General features: G+C 51.5%; 8 protein-coding genes. All 8 read right to left on the reverse strand.

Annotation, left to right across the window (positions count from 1 at the left end):
• Positions 1–4: 4 nt before the first annotated feature.
• A complete protein-coding gene (locus ACJJIC_RS16190) occupies positions 5–5230 on the reverse strand; it encodes an OmpA family protein (protein ID WP_445357405.1) in 5226 nt (1741 codons plus the stop codon).
• Positions 5230–18408: an isopeptide-forming domain-containing fimbrial protein gene (locus ACJJIC_RS16195; RefSeq protein WP_445357406.1), complete on the reverse strand. Its 13179-nt coding sequence runs from the start codon at positions 18406–18408 to the stop codon at positions 5230–5232. The genes ACJJIC_RS16190 and ACJJIC_RS16195 overlap by 1 nt, the downstream gene beginning before the upstream one ends.
• Positions 18409–18688: 280 nt before the next feature.
• Complete coding sequence (locus ACJJIC_RS16200) at positions 18689–20068, reverse strand: AgmX/PglI C-terminal domain-containing protein (protein WP_445357407.1); 1380 nt, start codon at positions 20066–20068, stop codon at positions 18689–18691.
• A gap of 9 nt (positions 20069–20077) precedes the next feature.
• On the reverse strand, positions 20078–20623 hold the full coding sequence (locus ACJJIC_RS16205) for an ExbD/TolR family protein (RefSeq protein ID WP_252082138.1): 546 nt from the start codon (positions 20621–20623) through the stop codon (positions 20078–20080).
• Positions 20620–21210, reverse strand: coding sequence for an ExbD/TolR family protein (locus tag ACJJIC_RS16210; protein ID WP_444884442.1), 591 nt, complete (start codon positions 21208–21210; stop codon positions 20620–20622). Before ACJJIC_RS16210 ends, ACJJIC_RS16205 begins: the two co-directional genes overlap by 4 nt.
• On the reverse strand, positions 21210–21977 hold the full coding sequence (locus tag ACJJIC_RS16215) for a MotA/TolQ/ExbB proton channel family protein (RefSeq protein WP_445357408.1): 768 nt from the start codon (positions 21975–21977) through the stop codon (positions 21210–21212). Before ACJJIC_RS16215 ends, ACJJIC_RS16210 begins: the two co-directional genes overlap by 1 nt.
• 69 nt (positions 21978–22046) lie before the next feature.
• Positions 22047–22370 (reverse strand): hypothetical protein, encoded by a 324-nt coding sequence (locus tag ACJJIC_RS16220; protein ID WP_445357409.1) that lies wholly within the window; start codon positions 22368–22370, stop codon positions 22047–22049.
• Entirely contained in the window at positions 22367–22951 is a 585-nt protein-coding gene (locus ACJJIC_RS16225) for a tetratricopeptide repeat protein (protein WP_445357410.1), read from the reverse strand. Before ACJJIC_RS16225 ends, ACJJIC_RS16220 begins: the two co-directional genes overlap by 4 nt.
• Position 22952: the final 1 nt, after the last annotated feature.

The raw sequence follows: 22952 nt of genomic DNA on the forward strand, positions 1-22952 counted from the left end.
CGCGCTACAACTTCCCAACAATATTTACAAACATCCCCTGGCTGTCGTAATCCAGCTGAGTGAGATCATCGGAGAAATCCGTAAAGTTGTAGCCCACCCCCAGCTTGAGGTGGTCACCGATATGGCGATATAGGCCAATTAATGCACCGCTCTTGCTGTCCTGCGCGTCGGGTAAATCGAGCAGGCGCCCTTCGATGAGGAGATCCCAGCGTTTTACAAAATGCCAGTCTGCGCGCAGTACATAGAGGCTAGCACGGCTGTCAAAGAATTCCGGGTTTTCTCTATCCAGGCTTAGCTGGCCAAGGCGGTAGGCGTATTTGCCTCCCAGGGTCCAGCGCTGGGTGAGATCATAGCTGGCATCCACGGAGAAAATATGGCTCTTCTGAATAAATTCAGCTGAGGTGTTTTCTACGGTTACCTGATCTTTGGTGGGCACGTTATAGAAATAGGTGTATTTCAATAGCGTGTTGAGGCGATCGTGATTCACCGGGCGGTAGGCGTAGCCCATTACCGCTTCGGTAAATTTTCCATCATAGAACTCGCCCTGGGAACTTTTGCTATCGGAGTAATTAAATTTGCCAACCAAGCGCCAGTCTGGGTTGAGCTGATAGCTCAGGGTATTCTTCAACAGCCAGGTATCACGCTCGGATTCCAGCACGGTGTTTTCATCCACTGCGGTTTCCATGGCATCGGTACGGTATTCTACCGCCGAGGCCAAACGGATCGCATCCAGGCTATAGCCCATATTAAGCCCCAGGGCGTTGCGCTCGGTTTTGGCACCGGTGCGTGGGTCTTCCAGGGTGCCCGCTTCTACCGTGGTGCCGTATGTCCAGCGATCGTTGGGCGCCAGGTCCATACCCAAGGCATGCGTCAGGCCGGTGGAGACATCGCCGTGACTGTAGCGCTCCTCACCATACATACTCAGGGTATCGGAATAACGGCTGCGGAAGCCGGTACTCATATTGCCTTTACGGGCACGTACGCCGGTATCGCTGCGCTCGTTATCGAGGGTGTAATTCAGGTATACGCTGGTTCTGTCGCTCACCAGGAAGTCAGTGCCCAGTCGCGCGCCCATACCGGTATCGCCGCTGGAAACCTCACTATCCATGGTGAGTCTGTCGCTCACCCGGTAGGCACCGCCGACACCGACACGATTGTTTTCCTCACGAGTGCCGGTCACCTCTAGGGTACCCTGCACAAAGCCGAAAGCACTCCAATTTTCGCCAGAATCATAACTGGCCTCCACTGCCATATCAGTGCGGTCGCCCTGAGTTTGGGTGGCCGCCACAACTTGAGAGAAATCTTCGCGGCTATCGCTGCGCACACCGGAACTGAGATGCCAGTGATCGTTGAGGCGGTAGCCGAGCATGAAATCCGTTGCACTGGTGTGCAGACCGAATTCCTCTTCTTTACTATCCGCTTTCAAGCCCACATCGAAACTTTCACCGAGAGGTAGGTTGATCCCCGCTCCGAATTGGGTGGTTTCACCCCGGGCAAATTGACCGGGGCCAGAAAAGCCCGCTTCCCGTTGCTGGTGATAGAAATTACCGGAGCCGCGTAGGCTTTCGAAGAAATCACCCAGCTGCAGGCTAGCTTCAATTTTGTTGGCAGCAGCGCTAGCCTCAGGATCAAAAGTTTGACCGCTATCAAAAGTAAAACCACCATCTAAGGAGTTGGTACTATCGAGATTACCGCCTTCACTGTTGGCCACTTCCACTTTCAGCCAGCTGCCTGCCGTTTTACGTAATGTTAAGTCAAAGCCTTGCAGCGCAGTTTCGTTGTCATCCTCATCCTGTTGGGTAGCACTGAGCCCCAGCTTTACGTGATCTCCAAACCAGTAATGGGCGCGGCCACCAAAGGCGAGAGTGTCCATCTCTTCAAAACCGGGGGTGTATTCGTAGCGGGCTACCAGATACTGGGGATTACCGTTGTAGGAGCCATCCTGGATTAACAGATTATCGTTAGCCAGGGCAGACAAGGGCTTGTTCAGCAGTACGCGGCCTTGAATGTAATCGATATCGTAATCGATCACCGGGGAAAGATTTTTTACTGCCAGTACCAAACCGGAGTCTTTATCCCGCACTTCAACCCGCAGGCGTTCGGAGCCGTTGAGAATATCCTGATGACGCATGAAATAGAGGGAGCCACCGGTTCCACGATACTCATCGCGCCCGGCAATAGTGCCAGGCTCCGCACCAAAGGCATCCACCTGAAAGCGTTTTTCCCCGAAGCTGGTCATAGCGTCGCTTTCGAAGTGGCCGTTAGCACCATAGAGTGCGCGGTCTATTTGCGCCAGTTCGTTATCGGCATAGGTCGCTTTGAAATTACCCCACAAGCCGTAGTCGTCGTACTTGGACAACTTCACATAAAACTTGCCGGAGGTGGGTGCGTCTTCCACTACGGTGGAGTCGTCACCAAAGGTAGGATAATAAAGATCACTATCTAAACGGCGGAACAGGGCATCGGGCGTTTTTTCCATAAAGTTGGAAAATAAATCATCCACCGGCCCCTCTTCCGTATCCGCACTGGCAGAGAGGCGCCAGCCCTCACCGAAACCACCGCTGGTATAAAACGCCAGGCGACCATCGTAGCTAACGGAATTGTCGTAGTGGGTTTCATCGCCGGTAACCAGCGCCGCTGGGCCGTTGGTTTTGTCATAGCCAATCGTGAGATCGGCAATACCCACGGTAAACCAATCGTTTTTGGCAAATTCCAGATCGCGCAGGAACAATTCGCCATTGCCCTCTTGGTCCAGAACCGCCACTTCCACGGTGTGCATACCGGGGTCGAAAATTTGTTCGGCGACAAACTGGCCCTGCTCGTTGACCGGTACCGGGTTGCCCGCCAGCCACACAGTGTGCCCTGGCGGTACCTCGGCACCGTTCACCAGCACACTGTTACCATCCAGAGGAATATTTCTTCGCGCTAGGCGATTTTCACCGTAGCCAACCAATAATTCCTGTGAAACGTTTACCTCTTTCGTTGACTCTTCAACCTTATCCACCAGCCACAGAGTCTGTTCGGCAGTTTCATCGAAGCGGCCTTTTTTATCGTACACCCGCAAGACATAGTGCAGTTTTTTTAGCGGTGCCTGGAAATGGGAAAATTCTGCAAACCACTCCCCTTCTCCGGCAGCCAGCGGGACTATGTCAACCGGCGTGTCTCTCAGGGACTGCCCTTCTTCAAACAGGCGTACCTCGGCCCGCTCAATAAAACTGGGATAGTTGGTGTAGCTGCGGAAAACCACGCGGTTCTCGCTGTGCTCGGTATCCGGGTTATCCGCGTAGCGAATGGTATTGGGCCAGGCTGAAATATTCAGACGCGGCTGCATTTTTTTGTTATCGAAGCGGAACTGGATATTCGCATTATCCAGCGCCACATCGGTACAGCGCTGCAGATCGGCAGAGTTTTTATAGGGATCGTATTCGGGACTGCCATCCACAGTAATACGCATTAAATTCAGTGAATAGGGGTTGTTAGCGATGGCTTCGCGGTTAATACGCTCGATCTCCAGGCGGTCGCTCTCCGCCAGAATCGCCAGCTCATCGTAGAGCACCTGCACTTCAACCCTCGCGCCTTCATCCAGGGTGAAACCGTTGGCCACTACATCGTCGGACTGCACATAACCGCGCCCTTCAAATTCCACTTGGGAGTCTTCGAGGCTGAGAAGCTCTTTTACCTGCTCCATCGCACGGCGCGCGCGTGCACCAGAGAGCCCAACATCATCGCCGTAAACCATGGCTTCCCGGCGGTCCATGCGCTTATTTTCGCTATAACCAATAAAACTCAAGCGCACATTGGCTTTGCTCGAAATTTCCCCCATAGCAGCGCGAATTTGAGCCAGCTGCGCCTGGGTAATAATCGGATCGCCATTATCGAAACGGATAGGCGCTATATCGCCACGCAGGGATTGGTGGGCAATGGTAATGGTTTCCGCGGCTGCCGCCTCTGGGCAGGCCTGTACGCCATCCACCGCCACTTCGAGGGGATCGTCGTACCAGAACTCCACTTCCACACGGCGGTTTAGGGTGCGCCCCTTGGGTGTGTCATTGGCGGCTATGGGCTGACTGGCGCCCTTGCCGCTACTGGAGATCATGGTGTCCGGTAGGCCCAGGGCATCGCGCACCGCCAGAGCAACACGTCGGGCTTCGCTATGGGACTTTTCCTGATAGGCACTCTGTTGCTGCTCAGAGCTTTCACCAATTTGCAGAGGCAGCGCATCGGTATGACCAACAAAATGAATCACCAGATTATTCTTATTGGACAGATTTGTACGCACTTCGCGGATACGCCGTAAGAACGCCTCAGGTAAATTCGCTTGCCCCGGCTGCCAGCGCAAAGGATTAACCAGGTTCTTCAAGCGCGCGCGCTGCTCAGTGCCAGCGGTATAATTCAATCTACAAACCGTTTCCTGGCGACACACTTTGACCCGGTTAAGTGCCAGGGCTTCAGCGCGGGCACGGGCTGCCATAGCCTCTGCATCCAGAGCATCGTAACTCACCTGCACTTGCACGCGACGGTTCAGTTCGCGTCCGGCAGTGGTGATATTGTCGGCAATGGGCTCTGCGTCACCGCGGCTTTCCACCGCGATCATCTCTTCCGGCAGTTCCAAAGCCTGCTGGAAAAAATCTGCCACGAATTGAGCGCGAGCAAGGGTAAATTCTTCCTTACTTGCGTAATCCGCAACGAATTCTTTTTGCATCGGGTCCGAATCGGTGTGACCAATAAAATGCAATTGGAAATTGGGCGTTTCTCCCAGCTCATCCAGCTTTTCACGCAATAATGTGATGGCCTCAGGAGAAACTTCATCACCTACAGCAAAAAACTGTAATGGCTCGATAAAGTCTTCCACCACAATCGGCTCGGGCGGGGCAATAAAAGTACCCGCATCCTGCAGCCATTGATTGGAAGGGGCGCGCAGCAACATCGTTTCCGTATTGCTGCCTATGGATTTTTCCTCAAACTCCGTCTGCGGCTCCTCTACTTCTGGCGCCAGTCCGGGAATTTTTTGCCACACCTGCCACCAGCTGGTTTCCTGGGGTTCGGCTACCTCGGTATCAGATTGCTGCTGCGCGTGTACAGGCATTGCCAAGGCCAAAGTAATCGCTGTGGCCAGGCAACGCTCACGCCGACGAAATGTGCGAGTGTTTTTTTTCGCAACAACCGCTGTGCCAGGTGTGCGCGAACACTCCAAGTTACTGCGCTTTTTATTGCCATCTGCAAAGGACATTACTGCCACCCTCCTTTGCTGGGCGGCGCACCACGCCGCCAGAACACTTCCGTTTCAATCGTCAGTTCGTAGTCGCCATAACTACGCGCCCACTGCTCGGCAATATCCGCCTTGATCGTTTGCAAACGCTCTTCCACCAAATCCGGGTCTTCATTTTCCGCGAGGTAGGACAGGCGCAATACCGAGGGTGCTTCGCTGAGTTTTTCCAGCAGCAGCTCAATACGGGAGTGCCATTGGGGACGCATCTCGGTAGTTGTCGGTTCGAAGACCGCCTCGGCCATATCCAGGCGCACTACCCGATGCAGGCTGGCGCCGAAGTTAAACTTCACCATCTTGCCTCGGGTCGCACGCACCACGCGCGGGTTTTCTGTGGTGAGACGATAGCCGCTTGGCAAACTGCGGTCGTCGAGCTTGAGCACAAAATTGGAACCGCGATCGGGGTTCGGCACCAAAGCACAGGTAATATGGAATCGACCGTGGGCATCGGCAGTGGCATTGAGACCCGTTGCGCTGACGACCCTCGCACCGGCCAGTCCACCTTCCCCGGCATCTTGGTAGCCGTTCATATTTTTATCGTCGAAGACCTTACCGATCACATCGGTACAGTCGAAAGTGGGGTCCGGTACCACACGCACGGTCGCCGAAGCTTCACCAGACGCCGTCTGTCCGGAGAGCTGGTTAAACATACGTGCACGGTTCACATACTTGCCCTCCCCTACACCGGAGCCTACAACGAGTAGCAGTTTCAACTCGCGGGTCTGATCCGCCTCTACACGTAGGTCCGACCAGATCAACTGTAACCCTTTCATCTCCGGTTCCACCGGTTCACCATCGAGACGCGCCGAGCCGGCCACGTATTTGAAGCCTGCGGGGAAAAAGTCCACCAGCTGCAAATCGGTGAGCGGTACCGGCAGGTTATTGCCGAAGGTAATGGTGTAAGGCACCAATTGGCTGCGGGTCACATTCAACATGGCCGCAGTTTTAGTAATAGAGAGCGCCCCCTCTAATTTCGGGTCCAGGGGGATATGGTTGTTGAACAACTGGCTATCCCCTGGAATTTGTTTGTTATCCAGAGTCAGGCGCAGGTAATAGTTGGTCAGGGTATCACGTGCTTCTATATCCAGTGGCGGATTAGCCGGGGACAGTTGCACCTCGCAGTGTTGCGCAGTACCCGGCACCATATCCGCATTACTGCCGAGGCAAGCGCCCACATCGAATCCGGCAGTCTCCTCATTGGTCTGCGCTGGAATAACCAGGGATTCACCACCGACATAATTGTCATCGGCCAGTTCTACTCGAATCAGGTAGTCCGCATTGGCCGGACAGGCGGCATCATCGAAATTAATATCGAACTTGTAGTAGCCACCGGCACGGGTTACCTGACCCTGCTGCTTTTCATCATCGAAGCAACGATTCGGCAGCTCCTGGCCTGAGCTGGCACGCAGCATACTCAGCGTAGCGCCGGTAATCGGAGCACGCAGGATGGAGTTGTAAATGACTCCGTTTGGCGTGAGCGGCAGGTTTAAGTCTTGCGGATTAGCACCAGACTCCACAAAGATCTCACTGATACGCTGGGGACCATTGGTGAAATCGGAAACCGGATTACCCAGAGATGCGGTACTTTCGCTGGCATCCGGCGCGGTGTAGCGCATCTCGTAACTAAGACCACCATAATTGTTGGGCACCAGTCCCTGGAAATTGAAATAGCCATTTTCATCAGTCTGGATAGTTTCCAGCAATGCACCGTTGAAATACAGATCCACTGCCCAGTTCAACAACAAGCGTTCATCGGCATCGGCCTGATTATTGAAGTTCACATCGTGCCACAGGTAACCGGCCAGATTAGCGATTCCCGGTGTGCCACCAACATCGATAGCAACACTGGCCTGATTGCTTGAAGGTGGATCATTCCAGTGCACTTCCGCGGTATTCACCACGGTGTAGCCAATTTCCAGGCTGTCGGAAAGTTTTGCCTGGAAGCGCAATGTCACACTTTCACCCGGCAGCAAATCTCCATAAGTTGTGGAGTAGTCAGCAGTAATTACCGTACCGGCAACGCTGACTCCATCTACTTGGCCATTTAGCATGGCAGAGTCTGCAACGTAGGTAAGGACACCATCGCCAGCAACCATTAGGTCATCAGTAATACTTACCATGGTCGCCGGCACACCACTGATATTTTCAATGGTCACCAAATATTCCAGCACTGCTCCGGCTTCGGCTGCGCCACCGCCGACAACGGCAACTTCTTTTACAATTGAAAGCAGCTGTGCATCACCCACCACCACTAGTGTCGGTTGGGCACCATTGGCCGGATTGCCATCTGCATCAGTGAGTACCAGTGGTAGTTCTTCTGCAGCAACACTGCCCTGGTTGCTGATTACCGTACCCCTGGCAGCATCCATATTCACCATTACATCAAAAGTTACGGTGGCAGTTTGTGCAGAAGTAATCACCCCCTCGTTGGCACCTGGCAAAGGTGGGGTTAGGTCATCAGAAGATACCGGCAATGCAGTATTCAGCAGTGACATACCACCGGCATTATCAGCAACCGCGATTCCATTTAAGGTGGTACTACCGGCAACATAATTGGTATTTGCGGGCACTTGGTCAGTGAGTGCCACCTGCAGCGCATCAACCCCCCCCATATTGGTAATCGCAATGGTGTAACGCAGCACATCACCGGGGTCGACAATACCCGTGGAAATATTATCCACCGCAATTACCACGGTCTTATGAGCAACCAGCAGGGGAACATCGCCAACAATATCTATTGTTGGATCGTTGGGGACATCTGTAGCGGGGTCATCCGATGGGACTTCATCGAAGGGGCCACTACCAGCACCTTCGCCATTAACAAAGCCTTGGTTTGAAATAATAGTGCCGTCATTGACATCATTAATGGTGACATCAAAGGTAACCATCACAGGCACAGCGCCAGTTGCCGCTGCAGCAATAAAACCATCGGCTTCGCCAGATGTATTAATGTTCATACCCGCTTCAAGCGGCGAAGCGTCACTTACATCTGTAAGCGCAGAACCATTCAAGGTGGTGGAGCCAGCAACATAAGTAGTGTTCGCTGGGATCTGATCACGCAACATCCCGTTAACGATATTTTCGTTACCGGTATTTTCCACGCGAATGGTATAGCGCAGGGTATCCGCCACCATCAGCAGGTCCGGGTCACCGGTCATATCTGCTGAGGTTTTATGAATTACCAGCAGTGGTTCAGATTCAATTAATACCTGAGTAGGATCTTCATCCCCCGCAGCGTCAGGATCATCAGTACCGTTAATATTGGGATCATCACTGTTTTTCAGTAATTGACCGGGCAACTGTACCTGAGCCTGATTCAACACAGTTGTACCGCTGTCAATTACAGAGGCGAGACTTACTTCATAGATCAACTGAATGGAATCACCCGCACTGCCACTTGCCGCCAGGTCAAGATTGGTCACCTTCAACAAGCCACTGCCGTGGGTACCAGCAGAAGCATCTGTCCCGCTACTATCGCTACTCGCCGGAGCAGTAACCAGTTGCAGGGAGCCCGACTGGAACAATGGCAAGCTGTTTAGGCGGCCCAAGTCATCAGTAATCTCAATACCACTGACATCCACACCGCTGATATTTTTCAAAGTGAGGGTGTAGCGCAGTACTTCTGCAGGGCTGGCCGTGGCAGCCGGATTTTGTCCGCGAGTAACATTCTCGACAGTCTTGTAGAAAGTTACCTTGGGTACTGAAGCACTTAGGGTATAGGCATCCTCATGATCGAGCACGCCAGGTGTACCATCGGTAGGCGCCGGACGGGTGTACTGACGCGCTTCAGGCGCACTGCTATCCCAACTGTGCCACAGCGTTACCCCGGCAATATTAGTGAGCGTATCGCCATCGCGGGTATCTACATCCAGAGTAGCGTCGTAACTTAGCAGCAGATGGTGATCCGCAGCCAACATTGCCCCAGCACCAATTGATGTGATGGTAAGAGTACAACTGGCTGCATCAAAGGCCGTATTAAAATCGGTTCCTTCACTCAGGGTGGCAATCGCAGTACCGGCCGCATCGGTGATTTGTGCGGCAAAATTATTTGGTGCGGTTTCACACATGCCACCGGGATTATTGTCCGGCAGGATATCGGTCACGCTGATATCCCAGGCTGGGCCGGTACCAATATTGTGTAAGTCCAAAGTAAAGGTGCCAGGTAAACCGGACTGCACACTGGCCGGGCCGGTTTTTGTCAGGGTAATCGCCGTGGGTTCTACCACCTGCATATCCAAGGTGGAATTACCCGCACCAGCACCCTGCCCCATGGCCGGGTTGTTATTATCGTAGTTGTAGCTGTAACTGGCGCTGTTGCTAAACAGGAAGCCATCCACATTGGGTGGATTGCTGTCGCGCAAGCGCAGCGTTACATCAATAACCACCTGCTCACCAGCGGGCACATCGATGCCGTTGGTAGTATCGGCAATCACCAGTGCAGAAGCGGAACCGGTATTTTGCGGAGTAAATGCATTTTTACCGGAAACCTTGGCCGCACCAATAAATTCCAAATCCGCCGCGGAAGCACTGAGGTCAATCAACACGCTAACATCGTGCAGGGCTGCTGGCTGCGGCGTTTGCGGAATAGTAATGCGGTAATTGAACGGCTCGCCAATAGAAGCCGTGGGCTGAGTATTTTCAATGAAAAGCGGCGCGGCATTGGGAGTATTAAACTGCACACTCACCGGGGCTGTGGGGCCGTAGTCTTCGCGCATATCCGCAGTCACGGCCGTTGTACCGAGAGAAGGCAGATTGTCGCCATCCAGAGAGTAATAAGTCTCCACATAAGCGGCATTTTGCAGATTAAGGCCCGCGCCCAAATTAGCATCCGCCTGAACGCGGTACACCATTTGTAAAGTCTGGCCCGGGTTAATGGCGTAACCGGTACCCGCGGAGAAATCCCAAACCGCTGCGCCAGTGCTGCTGTCGAAAGTTGGAGCAACAGCCGTTGCAGTAGCGCCATTGATAGTTACTGACTGCACATTGATACCAGCCTGGCGCAGGCCGAGGGGAATCAAGTCTTTAAAGAGCGGATCATAGGCGGGCGCAGAACCATTATTGGTAATCGTAATGGTGTAGTCGACCCTATCACCGGCGGAGAGAGTGGTACCCCCAGCAGGATTCGCACTGATTGCTATTGCCAGGTCTGGCTGTAGCAGATCCAGAGTTTCACTGTCATTGCGTGTTTCATTACCGGTAGCGGCATCGAAGCTGAAAACAACATTATTAGTGAGTGCAGTATTGTTGGCGGGCCATGGGTGCACATCGCGGTTTAATACCCGCGCGCGATAGCGCAGCACAAATTCATCATTAGCTGCGTTGTTATCGCCTTGGTTGCGCAAATCAGCAATATTCCAACTCAGTGTGGTCGGGCCCGCGGCCGGGTCACCAGCCTGCACCGGCTCGGCGATAGCGTTGTGGAGGAAAGGTGCCACAGCCGCGAAAGGTGCATTGTTATCGCCATTGATCGACACAGTGCCGGCAAATACCATGCCCTGCGGCAAGGTATCGACAATCTGCGCCTTCGGTGCTGTACCTTCTGGCAGGGCCAGACGCAGCTCGTATTCCACCAGATCGCCGATACGCAACTGCACATCAGTGCTACCGTAGCTATCGTCAACACGGGTTTTGCTCAGTACGCTGTCATTGGCGGCGGTCAGCTGTGCGGCAATATTTTCCAGTACATAATCATTTAAACCGCCGACACCGTCAGCACCATTGCGCTCATGGGGACTGCTGTTATCTTCATCCAGACTGGTCCACTCGATGCGCGCAGTGGTGGAAAGTGTGGCAGCTGCCAGCACTTCATCCAGTACCAGAGCATCGAATACCAACAGGCTGTTATTACCGGCAGAGATATCCAGATCGCTGTTGGCACGGCTCCACTCGAGAGTTTGCGCAGCATTAACACCATCGCCGGTTACCGTGGGGTCGGCCTGGGCGGCACCTGCAAAGGTGACACTGCCCGGTACCAATTGCAGCCCCAGAGAGAGCTGCTCAAGGATAGCCAAATCGAAAGCGGCGGAATTCTCCGGGCTGCCCGCAGCGGCTAGGTCCAGGGTAAAGCGCAGAATATCGCCCGCATCGGGGTCATTACCGGGGCTGGTCTGGTTGGCCACCGTATTGGTTGCGGATAAATCCGGCTCCACAATAGTAAGCACCGGCGCAGTGCCGACACCGCCGGCCTGTGCAGCCCCACCTTTAGTGGCGGCAAAGGTATAACTGGCTTGATTGGCAAAGTTGTGCCCCGCTTGCGCGGTTGCATTATTGGCAACCCGTGCGCGCACTTCAAAAATTGCCACTTCGCCGGCCGGAAGCATGTCAACAGCCAGGGCAATATTGTTACTGCTGGTGTTATCGGTAAATGCGCGGCCATTAATTTCCTGCAGCTGCACCAGTGTCAGGCTGGGGTCGAGCACATCGGTAATCACCAAATCGTGAATCGCCGCAGTAGTGGCGCTACCCGGTACTTGAATGCGGTATATCACTTCCTCACCCACTGCCGCTGTGGGGGCAGTAAGCAGCGTTTTCTGCGGAGGCGTTACCGTAGTGGCAACAGTACCCATCGGGTAAGGCGTTGCCAGGGGAACTGCAGCATACTGTTCACCGCTCTTGCTGGGCAGTGACCAGAATTCATTTGCTGTAAAAGTGTTTACCCAGTTTTCACCGCCGCCGATATCAGTATAAAAGCCAATTTCATAATAAATATCCAAGCAGGTACCAGCGTCGATAGGCACCTGTAAAGTAAAGTGCATATCGTCACCGCGATTGACCGGTGCAGTGTAGCTATAATCAGTACCTTGAGTCAGTACTGAGCCATCCAGGGAGACCCGTAAATTGGCGATGGAACTTTGCTCCATCTGCGTCGCCAGATCATCGGTCAAAGACAGATCGTAAGCTGGAGCCAAGCCAGTGTTACAGGCTTGTAAAGTAAACTGCATCACATCATTGGCCGGATCCACATTCATATGGGAACTGGGCCAGTTGGCATCGGTTTTAGTCAGATTCGCAAGGCGCGGTTGCAGTACTGTAATACTGGCGCTGTCCTGCAATGTGCTGGCAGCACCGGTGTAATTCAGTTGCGCAGTATTGGTGAGGGTGGCTGTGGGCACCGCAATGCCCGCGCCGGTTTGTACCTTGGCGGTGTACTCAATAATAAATTGATTGGTATTACCGAAGTTACTGAGAATATCGCCCAGATTCCAGGTCACGGTACCAGTATCCCCCGCGCCAGGCACGGCAATCGCCGCATAGGTGTAATCATTCAAGTTGTCATCGTAGGGCGCGGTGGTATCACCGTTCACGCTGATAATGGAATCAAACTCCAATCCGCTCGGCAGCGTATCGGTAACGGTTACCGCCGGTGTGGTGCCCGCCTGCAGATTCAGAACTAGCTGATAGGTAACAGTGTCACCAACCCGTACCGTACCCACTGGAGTGGCGCTATCGGAATCCGCAATGACTGTCTTGGAAATAGTGGTGTTATCCACCGTGTCGATACTGGCGCTGGCCGGGCCCACACAGTAATCATCCGGTGCCGAAATACTTGGGCAGCCAGCACCATCGCGTTCATAGGCCTGATTATTTGTACTGCTGTTGTCGAGAGAGGTCCAATCCAACATCACACTATTGCTAATGGGAGAACCAAATACCCCATTCACCTGAGTGCGGTAGGTAATCACCAGAGTTTCCCCCAGTTGCAGGTCCAGACTGTTATCACCGTTCTCCCGTCCCCAAATCAAGGGGCCATTGGGCGCTGCCGCCGGTGTTGAGACAAAACCTGCCACAGCACCACCATTAATTAGTGCCGTTGGGGTGAAACTGCTATCCAGGCGCAATTCCGAAGGTAGTGTATCCACCAGGTTTAAGTCGTAAGCAGCTGCTGTGGAGCCACCATCGTGGGCCACGGTAATTTCGTACTCCAGTACATCACCACCCACAGGCAAATTGCCGGGGTTGGTCGCATTACTGACAGTTTTACTGACCGCTAGCAAAGGCTCTACCACGGTAACCGCAGCGGTGTTGTCATTGAGATTTTCCCCGGCTCCGGTTTCGCCATTGCGGTAAGACAGGGTGGCACCATTGCGACGGGAATCGCCATTATTTGTAGCCAAATCATTGGCGATACGGGCAAAGTAGGTAATACGAATCAGTGGTTCAATAGTACCGCCAACCGTGTCATTTTCACTGGCAGTATCCACGGTGCCAATATTCCAGGTGGCATTGCCGGCAGTATTATCTGTGGGGAAACTATTGAATGCTGTTTCAGATGGCACTGCGCCATTAATGGTTTCGATACCGACAAAATCATAAGTAATATCGAAATCGGCATTATGGCTAAGCACATAGCCTTCCGGGCTGCCGAGCTGATCGGTAACCGCTACATTTTGGCTGATACCTTCTGGCAAGCGGATTTCCAGCTGGAATTTTTTATGAGCACCAATGGTGGGAGCTAAAGCGGGCTGTAAATCGGTTTTGTTTATCTGTAACGGCAAGACTTCTGTCTGGGCACTGGCATTGGTTTCATAATCATTAATCGCGTCGCCACCATTGGGTAACACGCCGATACGCATACCGTCAGCAGCTCCATCATTGCCAATAGTCTTACTGCTATTCAATGAAATATCTTTGCCCGGCAGGGACTGCCAGCGGGCCTGAATGGTGTTATCCAGAATCTCATGGGGCTCTACACCCTGCTCTACCCGCACATCAAAGGTGAATGACTTGGTAGCGCCCACGGCGATGCTGTAATCCGCATTACTGCGATTCCAGCTAAAGATCGGTGCATTAGCACCCACGGAAGTGATATCGACATTTTGGGGTGGATCATTACCTCCAATATTGCCGATATAAACTAACTTGGAGCCTGTAAGGTCATCGAGTACTTGCAGGTTATAGGCGGCGGCGGTACCGATATTTTCTGCAGTGACAGTTACTGTGAGAATATCATCCGCATCGCTGTTAGTTACTGCGAACGATTTGTTCAGCTGTATCCTCGGACCCGTTACATTAATTGTATGTGGATCAAAAGTAGTGGCTACCGGGGTAGCTCCAACCGCAGGCCTATAAGTCATTTGCGCTACGCCACTAACATTAGGATTAACTAAAGTAGCGGCATGAGGTGTATATTTATTGTTCTCCACTCGCGCGATAAATGTTAGTTCGACAGGTACCAAACCGTCAGGATAGGCTCCACGGTCAAAAGACAATAGATGCTGATCGCCATAACGCCACTCAACAAAGTCATCGTTACAATCGATTTGAGGGGTTGTTGCTCCACCACCAGTAAACCATGTGGTACCCAGAATGGATGTTAAATCCAGCGATACCGCCTCAATACAACTTAACCCCTCGGGAAGATCATCACGGAAAGTAAAATCAATTAATCGGGAGGCAGGCACCTTACCCGTCAGCTGATATCGGATTTCTTCGCCAACAACCACGTTATTATTTTTTGGGTCGCTCAGGGAGAGTGAAATAATTTCTTTCGGTTCGGTTTTAACATCAATGATGGTCATAGTCGCATCATCAGAACCGCAATAGCCACTCCCATCAACACAATAAATACGAGCACCACCAAGCGCCGGAGTGGCTGTACGTGGTGGAACTTTTCCATCTGTGCCAGGGTGGTTATTATTATCAATAACTGGCTTACTCTGCGCCCCCGCCAACCCTTTTAGACTGTCGTAACGAAAAATAGAGGCCGTATTTTTAAACGACTGATTAGGAACCACTGTACGGTGTGGGCTCACACGATAGTAAAGATTAACACTATCTTTATCGTCAATTTGTTTTAATGCTGTTGAATGATCATAGGAAAAGGTTAAGAAAGCCTGGCTTCCATTTTCCAAACAGTGCGGGGAGGCCTCGGGATCATTAGGGTCGTAGTCATAATCATTTCGACCAACCAAAGTGCCCACAAGACCAAAGTCGCCCTCAGGAGTATTATTTAGACCATCCAATGCAAATGGCCAAACACACATTTGTGCACTCTCCAGCTCGTCGGTAATTACGACATCATATGCTGGGGCAGCACTTGGACCGCTGTCTTGATTATTTTCTACAGTTATTCGGTAGACAAAGTCATCAAACTTGCTACCAGACACCGAGTCCACCCAGTTACAGCTGTTAATATTTCCTCCAGCCTGACTAAAATTACAGACCTTTTTAGAGATATTAAGGTTTGGCTCAGTTACTGTAAGCTCTGCAGTCCAGTCTTGCCATTGTGGATAGCCTGGATATTCTGTATTACAACTATTTCCTTTTGTGCAGGAATAATTATCAATGGTTATTTGTTGAGTTGTTGGGGTGCCGGTGCCATCCACAGTAGTCTTAAAAAAAGCAGTGAAACGAGCCCGGCCATAGTCAATACTCGTATCACCATGAGTGGTAGGGCCTGAGACTTTATCCTCATCTTTATTGAGCAAGCGGGTAGTCATGTCCGCAAGGAACCACTGCCCACGTTTATCTACAGCATAAGTGCCACCATCACTCACATCCCAGTGTAAGCCTGCATCTGAAAGCAACGTGCCCGGCATACTGGTAAAATTAGTGATAATAGTACTACAGTCTGTCCTGGATGGGTCAGGGAAGGTAGCATCCGCACAAGAAGCAAGCTGGCTATGGGAGATATACCCTTGATAACCATCGCGTCCGTTATGGACCCCGGGTGTATCATCTGCGATATCAATGCCACCAACAGCAATTAAGTTGTAGCCTGGTGTCTCAAATCCAAACCAACCACCAGCATATATCTCAAAGTCACACTCTTCCCCAATTAATATTTCCGGCTCACCAGAATCCCTGCTGGGCAATTCATTACAACTACCTGGCACATGACGTTTCAATAGATTGAAGCCAAGTACCTTTCCTCGCATAGCATCCAACGAATAATTATTGGCTTGCTGTTTCCCAGGATTGGTTTCGGAATTAGCAGCTTCCGGTGCAGGATAAATTAATGGTGTACCATCACTAAGAGTTATTTCCCCGATCAAATCCACTCGAAAAGTAAGATCATCAGCTTGCAAGCCTGTACTGCTTGTATCTTTCTCAACAACAAATGTTATATCCCCAGAACTGTCATTCTGGGCTTTTAAAATGTCTAGCCCATTGTCAATTGAGCAAAGGTAGACACTTGCATTATTAGGAATGGGTACAGTGTTGTTATCAGGCGGCGGCAGCTTCCAAATAGGCATCCTGACGTTGGCACCAGAAGGATGTGTGCTACTGGGGTGAACTGGAGGGTTCGCAACTGTAGCACTACTACAACCATTGGGAACACCCACAACATTCATCGTTGCCCCAAAAGAGACATAAGCAAAGAAGTTATCGGCTTGATCTCCACCTTCATTTGTAATTTCAAAAGTGAGATCGGTCGTGCCATTATCTCTTACAATATGTAAAGCCGCAGGGATATTAACATCCAGGTCTTCTGGCCAAGCATCGAAATTGGTAGTCTCTGTAATTTTTGCATTATTTAAAGAACAATAGTTATCAAACTCAACCTCTACTTTATGCTGTAGTGTCTTCCTATACCCGGTATCAGGCTCATTGATACCTTCATCAAGGTTGGTTTTAAGATCAAAAGCAGCGGGGTCTATTAGTACAACTCCAAACCTAACTTCAACCCAATCCCCATGTCGCAAAATGTCTACTTGAGACCCTTCATTGTTTGCGACACCATTTCCCTCTAATGAAAAATTAGGTTTTTTAAGTTCTGCTTTTGCTAAGTTAGACTGACTAGCATCAACTGTCACTGGGTTTTCCCAAGTAACCCCAGCCCCACCAAAGTTAATTCTGCCAGGATAGTTATTACCCCCACCTCCTCGTCGACCAACAACCTCTACAGGATGTGTTGGATCCATAATATACTGGGAAGGTAGAGTATTAAGCAGTCGTAGACCACTTACTGTATGACCAGTATTATTTTCTACACGAACGGTAATATTGGCACGAGAGCCTGCCCTGCCTGCTATCCCCTGTGCATTTCGTATAGTAGTGTTAACCTCTAAGTCTCCCTGGTTTTGGTTCCCAAACAGGTTAGCAACTTTAGATGATGGGGGCCCCTCTCCCCAAGCATGGGTAATTCCACCTAAGGGAGAGCTACAACCCCATTCGAGATTTCTAACTACATTGATTTGTCGAGCGCTATTACAAGAACTATCCATTTTCCCAGAAAAGTAGATAGAAACGGCCCCATTAATGGAGCCCAATGGGATTTGTAAGCCCCCAGCATTCCCCCCAATCAATTCATTATTCACACTAGCAATCGAGGCACAATTACCTTGACGGCTACCCGCAATGACAGAGTTAATAGCATCTGCTTGTGAAAAACATGCATACTCTAAATCCGTTGCACCATCTACAGGACTCAGCAAGTCCTCAAATTTCACATAACTTAATGCTCGAGCCCCACTATCAATAGTGACTTCCCACAGAACTCCATCTTCTATATGCCCATAGGCTGTGGAATCACCAAACCTTGGAATCAATGCACCCGTACCGGTATCAAATGTTCTTACCGATTTACTAAGAGTTGGGGTCGGCTGCTCAATATCTAGAGTGCGATTGTGACTCTGCTGCTGAATCGTTGTTCTACCACAAGCCGAATATTGAGCAAGAGCAGTTATGTCCAATCTTAAGTTTTGCTCTGCAAGGTTTTCTTCCTCCCCAGGGCGGCTACGTACATCAAAGCTCAGCTCTACAAACTCACAATCATTATCAAATACATTGGAATTATCGCATCGTCTGCCCAAAAAAATGGGATCTCGAGGTGAGGCTGGTAAATCAGAAAAAGAAAAGTAAGGGTTATTGTCACCATCACTTGGTATGGAGGTTAAGCTAGCACTACCGGATATACGTAAATTACCAGCATATTCGAGACGTGGGTTATTGAGATCTACATTCAAAGCAAGATCTCGTAACGGCTCATCAGTGGGGTTTCGAAGCCTTACACGAACTGTACCCGTTCCACATAATTCACAGTGACTGTCGTTGGCGATTTCTACAACATCCGGCAAGAAGTTTACGGGGCATTCTTCAGTAGCCGAGGCGTTGCTCGCTACAAACAGGAAGAACATACTGGCTAAAATAAAACCAGCTAAAGAGTACTTCCGAGAGGTTTGCCTAATTACTTCCGACATCATCGTCACTTATTAGCCGCCGCTTTTCTGTTTACAAAATCCTTGACAGCACCCTCAGGCACTGCCGCCGCACAGGGTCTGCCCGGTGCCCGAACTTTAATTGCAGAGGGGAAAAGTGGCCGTGAAGCAGGTCATAAATACCGCCCGGCAGGAGGACTTTTTTGAAGATTGCCAAGTGGTTCTCAGGCAAACCCAGGAGGGAAAAAGCTGTGAAAGCAGACAAAAACTGCCCGAAAAAAAGGGGCCCCTTCCCGCACAAGCGAGAAGGAGGCCCATTTGATTAACTCTGCGGTAGGAAGTCGATCGGGTAGAGAATGGTGATTGTTGGAACACCAGCCTTTTCACCGAAGTTAAACCGTTTGACCCTTGCAACAATTTTGGCATTAAGTGCCGGCGAATCCATATCGCTGGACTCCACTTGTGCCAGGGACACAGAGCCATCCGGTTCGATAGTGATCTTCAGCACCATCTTGCCCTGCAGAGCCGGGTTGTTGCGCAACTCGCGGTTGTAGATGCGATAGAGCGCATTCTTATAGCGGTCGAAGACAATCTGGATTTCCTCGTCGGTACGAGACGGGCCAACACCATCGCTGAGCGGTCGGTCCTCACCGGCAAAGTCACCCTCATTGCCAATAGCACTTTCAACACGTGCAAACTCGACACCCCCCAGGGAAGAACCCGTTCCGCCCACATTGCGACTCACATCTGAAGCACTGATACCACCACTGCCCTTGGCTGCGGCAGACGTAATCAGAGAGCGCTGGCTGCGATTCTCTTTCTTACCCGCCGTGCTCAGCTGGGTCTGCTGGCCGAGACGGTTATCCAGATCATCCTGGATCAGATCCTGGAAATTATCCTTAAAGGCCAGAACACCTGTGCGCTCAGCTTTCTTGCGCGCCTGTTTCTTCTCAGTTTTGGTTGGCTTGGGCTCTTGCTTGGCCACCTTCTGCTCAGGCTTGGGCTCGGGCTTCTTCTCCTCTTTCTTGGGCTTGGCTTTCTCCGGCTCCGGCGGTGGCTTGGGCTTGGTTTTCTTCTCGATTACCAGCTTGGCCAAACGCTCTGGAATCTCAACCACTTCGCTTTCCGGTTCCGGCAACGTATAGAGTGGCACCAGATAACCTAATAAAGTGGCAATAAACAGAGAGGCGAATACACAGAGACGGAAACGCTTTTCATCTTCACCCTGGGTATGCCAGGGCATAACCATTGGGCGAAAATCCGGTTGCTCGAATTCACGGGTGATTTCGAATTCGTACTTGGACTCTTCCTCTTCACGGCGCAGCTCATCTGCCTGCTCGTCCAGAGCAAAGATTTCCTCGCTGCAGTATTCAATATTATCGAGAACTTGTCGGCGGGATTGATGCAGCTGCTCCAGCTGTTCGTTGAAATCGCGGGTGGACTCACCGATTCGAGAAATCACCCGCTCGGAGGCATCAACCCGGTAATCCTCGGCCCAGAACATTTCTCCGGCGCCGGCCTCTTCGAGCTTGCGCAAGCGCTCGGAAATTTCATCAAGCAGCTGGAACTTGGTGCCATTGGCCTGCAACTCGGCCAGCTGTGCCTCTATCTGCTGCCGCTCATCCTCGAGCAGGAGCATGCGCTGGCGAACCGCATTGAGCGATTCGCTAAGTGCCTGCTGTTGTTGTAGAAAATTACTCACAAACTTCCATTAACCCTGAGATGCTTTCTGAATAACCGCCAGCGATACCTTGGTGTAACCAGCTTCCGTACAACTGGACATCACCTTCTTAAGCAAACTGAACGGAATGCCCCTGTCCGCGAGAATATTGACTTCCGGTGGCTCCGGCTGAACTTCTCCCTCGGTGCCGGCTTCTTCGGCCTCCGCCTCAGCAGAGGCCTGGGCCACACCGATAGCCTTACCCATCTCGGCGATCATCGCCTGCTTAATGGCCTCGATAATGATTTCTTCACTCTCAAGTACCTCGCTGGTAGCCACCACTGAATTGGATTCCACCAGAATTTCCTCATTGGTCACCATCAGGGTTACGGTTTCCCTTGGTTTGGTCTCCACCACCGAATCCGGCAGTGTGATCACCTTCGGTGGCTCCAACGCTTCATTACTGGAAGTGTTGGTCAAGAGGAAAAAAACCAAAATGGTGAACACGTCCATTAGCGAGGTAAGGTTCATACCCGAGGTTTTTTTACGCTTATGGCTGCGCGCCATGCGCTTCATACGTCGGCTTTCATGTCTCACGGCGCATCTCCTATGGAAATATCGGGAAACAGCACCACTTTCTCTACAGCACTTGGATCACTGGGATCGCTGCCTTCCACACGCACCTCGGCTCCGCGCACGGTATCCATTACACCCACCAAGTGCTCATAGGCAATATCCGCTTCCATCAACAAAATGGAGTCGGTTTTTTCTGGGTAGCTGGCCTTAACCTGCAGTAAAAACTCGGTGAGTTTTTTCAGATCGTAGACCTCCGCAGTTGGCAACAGAGCAAGCTGTTCCCCCCCCCCGGCGCCTTCCTCTGTAGCCGCTTCCAGCGGCGCAGACTCACCCTCTTCGGATTGCGTCAGGTTTGGAAAACGCGCAATGACTTTCTCACCATCACTAATCTCCAGCGCCTCTGTGCGAACGACGACTTCTACCGTGACCGTGGGATCATCCGGCGCTCCACCACCGGCTCCGCTCGGCATATTTAGCTCTAAAATTGTTACCCGTGAGAACACCGCCGATACCAACAGAAACGGTACCAGCACCACCATCAGGTTTAGGAAGGCGGTGATGTCCAGCTCCGGGGCCTCTTTATCTCTCCCGTGGCGCCGCCTTCTCATTACGCGGTTTCCGTTTGCTGTTCTTCGGTTTTGGACTCGGCCACTGGTTGTGATTTGGTATCCTTCCCAGACTTGCTAGCCGGCTTGTTTTCACCTTTATTTTTTGAAGCAGGCGCATCGACTTCGAAGCGACGGCGGGTTGAACTATCGATCAGATTGGAGGCTTTTACGGAAACCATTTCCAGGCTATCGATAATTTCTCCAGTGAGGGAGTTGAGCAGTGCATGCACAATCAACAGGGGAATACCGGTCATCAGACCGAAAGCCGTTGTGTTCATCGCTACCGAGATACTGGCGGAAAGCAGGTCGGCTTTTTCTGCCGGGTTGGCATTGGCCACTGCGGTAAAGGCTTCAATCAGGCCCATAATAGTACCGAGCAGACCCAGCAGCGTGGCGATATTAGAAAACAGTGCTACGTAGGGCGTGCGCTTTTCCAGCTGTGGAGTGATTTCCATCATGCTCTCTTCCATCGCGATTTCGATATCTTCGCGGCGGCGCACTGCACCCTGACGGGCCAACCCCATGGAAAGTAGCTTTGCCACACTGGAGTTATCCTGCTTAACCAGATTGCGCGCACGATCGAAATCACCACTGGAGAGGATTGGCTGCAATTTATCCCACATAGTGCGGTTGGTACGACGCTCGTAATGCAGGCGAATAAATCGCTCAATTGCTACTGCGCCACCCAGGGCGGCCACCACAAGAATGGGGTACATAAAAGTACCGCCCGTCTGGAAAAACTCGATGACGCTGTTGAAAAAGTCCATTACAAACCCTCTTGAGAAATACTGCAGTAATTGGTTGCTGCTCTGGCTTTAGCCAGAGAAAGGACGGCGTTAATCGCCGGACAGGCTGAGCTGGTAGAACTCCAGCTCACGCATGAAAACTTCCTTGTCGAGCGGCTTGAGCTTGTCGTCCATCAAACTGGAGACAAGATCACTTTCGACACCCACCTCGGAACTTTTCCAGGGAACGATATACAGAGACTTGGGCGCTTCTTTATTACCAATAATGGAAATACCCGATAACTCTTTAACTTTGGTATCCACTTTCTTATCTGTGGCTTGGGTTTTTTCACCCTCTTGGGTCTGCGCACCGGCAAAAGGAAAAATGGCAACCCCCATCATAAACGGCAAAATCCATTTACACTGCGCTATCACTTGCCCGCCCTCCGTTTGAGATCCGCCAGCCAGATAGACACATCCTGGTCCTCGGGTTCCAGCTGTACATATTGCTGGAATTGTGCCAGAGCACACTGGAGATCTTGCAGATAGAGATCACACAATATGCCTAGATTTTTTATCAATGGCAGGTATTCGGGGTTTTCTGCCAAGGCATTCACATAAATTTTGCGCGCATCGGCAAAACGGCCCTGCTTGCGGTAAAGCACTGCCAGTTCATTCGTGGCCACCGGGTGCTCGCCATCTATTTCCAGCGCTTTAAGAAAAGCCTCTTCCGCTTTTTTTTCTTCTGCCACCTGAATTTGGGCAATGCCGAGATTAATATAAGGCGCAGGCAAACGCTGCTCGCGCTCGACAACCGTCTCCAACAACTCAATCGCGCGCACAAATTCCTTATCCGCAAGGAATTCCAGGGATCGTTCAAAGTCCCGGCTCACACTGCCGGACACCCGCACAGAGGAATAATCAGAAACCTTGCCCGACTTGGTCTGAACTCCCGCACAGGCAGCCAAAAACAGCGTAACCACCCACAGGAAAACCACTCGCATTTTAATTTGCATA

Source organism: Microbulbifer mixtoriginis (SeqCode) (assembly GCF_052468275.1).

Coding starts and splice junctions, on each gene's coding strand:
- ACJJIC_RS16215 (WP_445357408.1), bottom strand. CDS start 21,977: ATGGACTTTTTCAACAGCGTCATCGAGTTTTTCCAGACGGGCGGTACT.
- ACJJIC_RS16210 (WP_444884442.1), bottom strand. CDS start 21,210: ATGAGAAGGCGGCGCCACGGGAGAGATAAAGAGGCCCCGGAGCTGGAC.
- ACJJIC_RS16190 (WP_445357405.1), bottom strand. CDS start 5,230: ATGTCCTTTGCAGATGGCAATAAAAAGCGCAGTAACTTGGAGTGTTCG.
- ACJJIC_RS16195 (WP_445357406.1), bottom strand. CDS start 18,408: ATGTCGGAAGTAATTAGGCAAACCTCTCGGAAGTACTCTTTAGCTGGT.
- ACJJIC_RS16225 (WP_445357410.1), bottom strand. CDS start 22,951: ATGCAAATTAAAATGCGAGTGGTTTTCCTGTGGGTGGTTACGCTGTTT.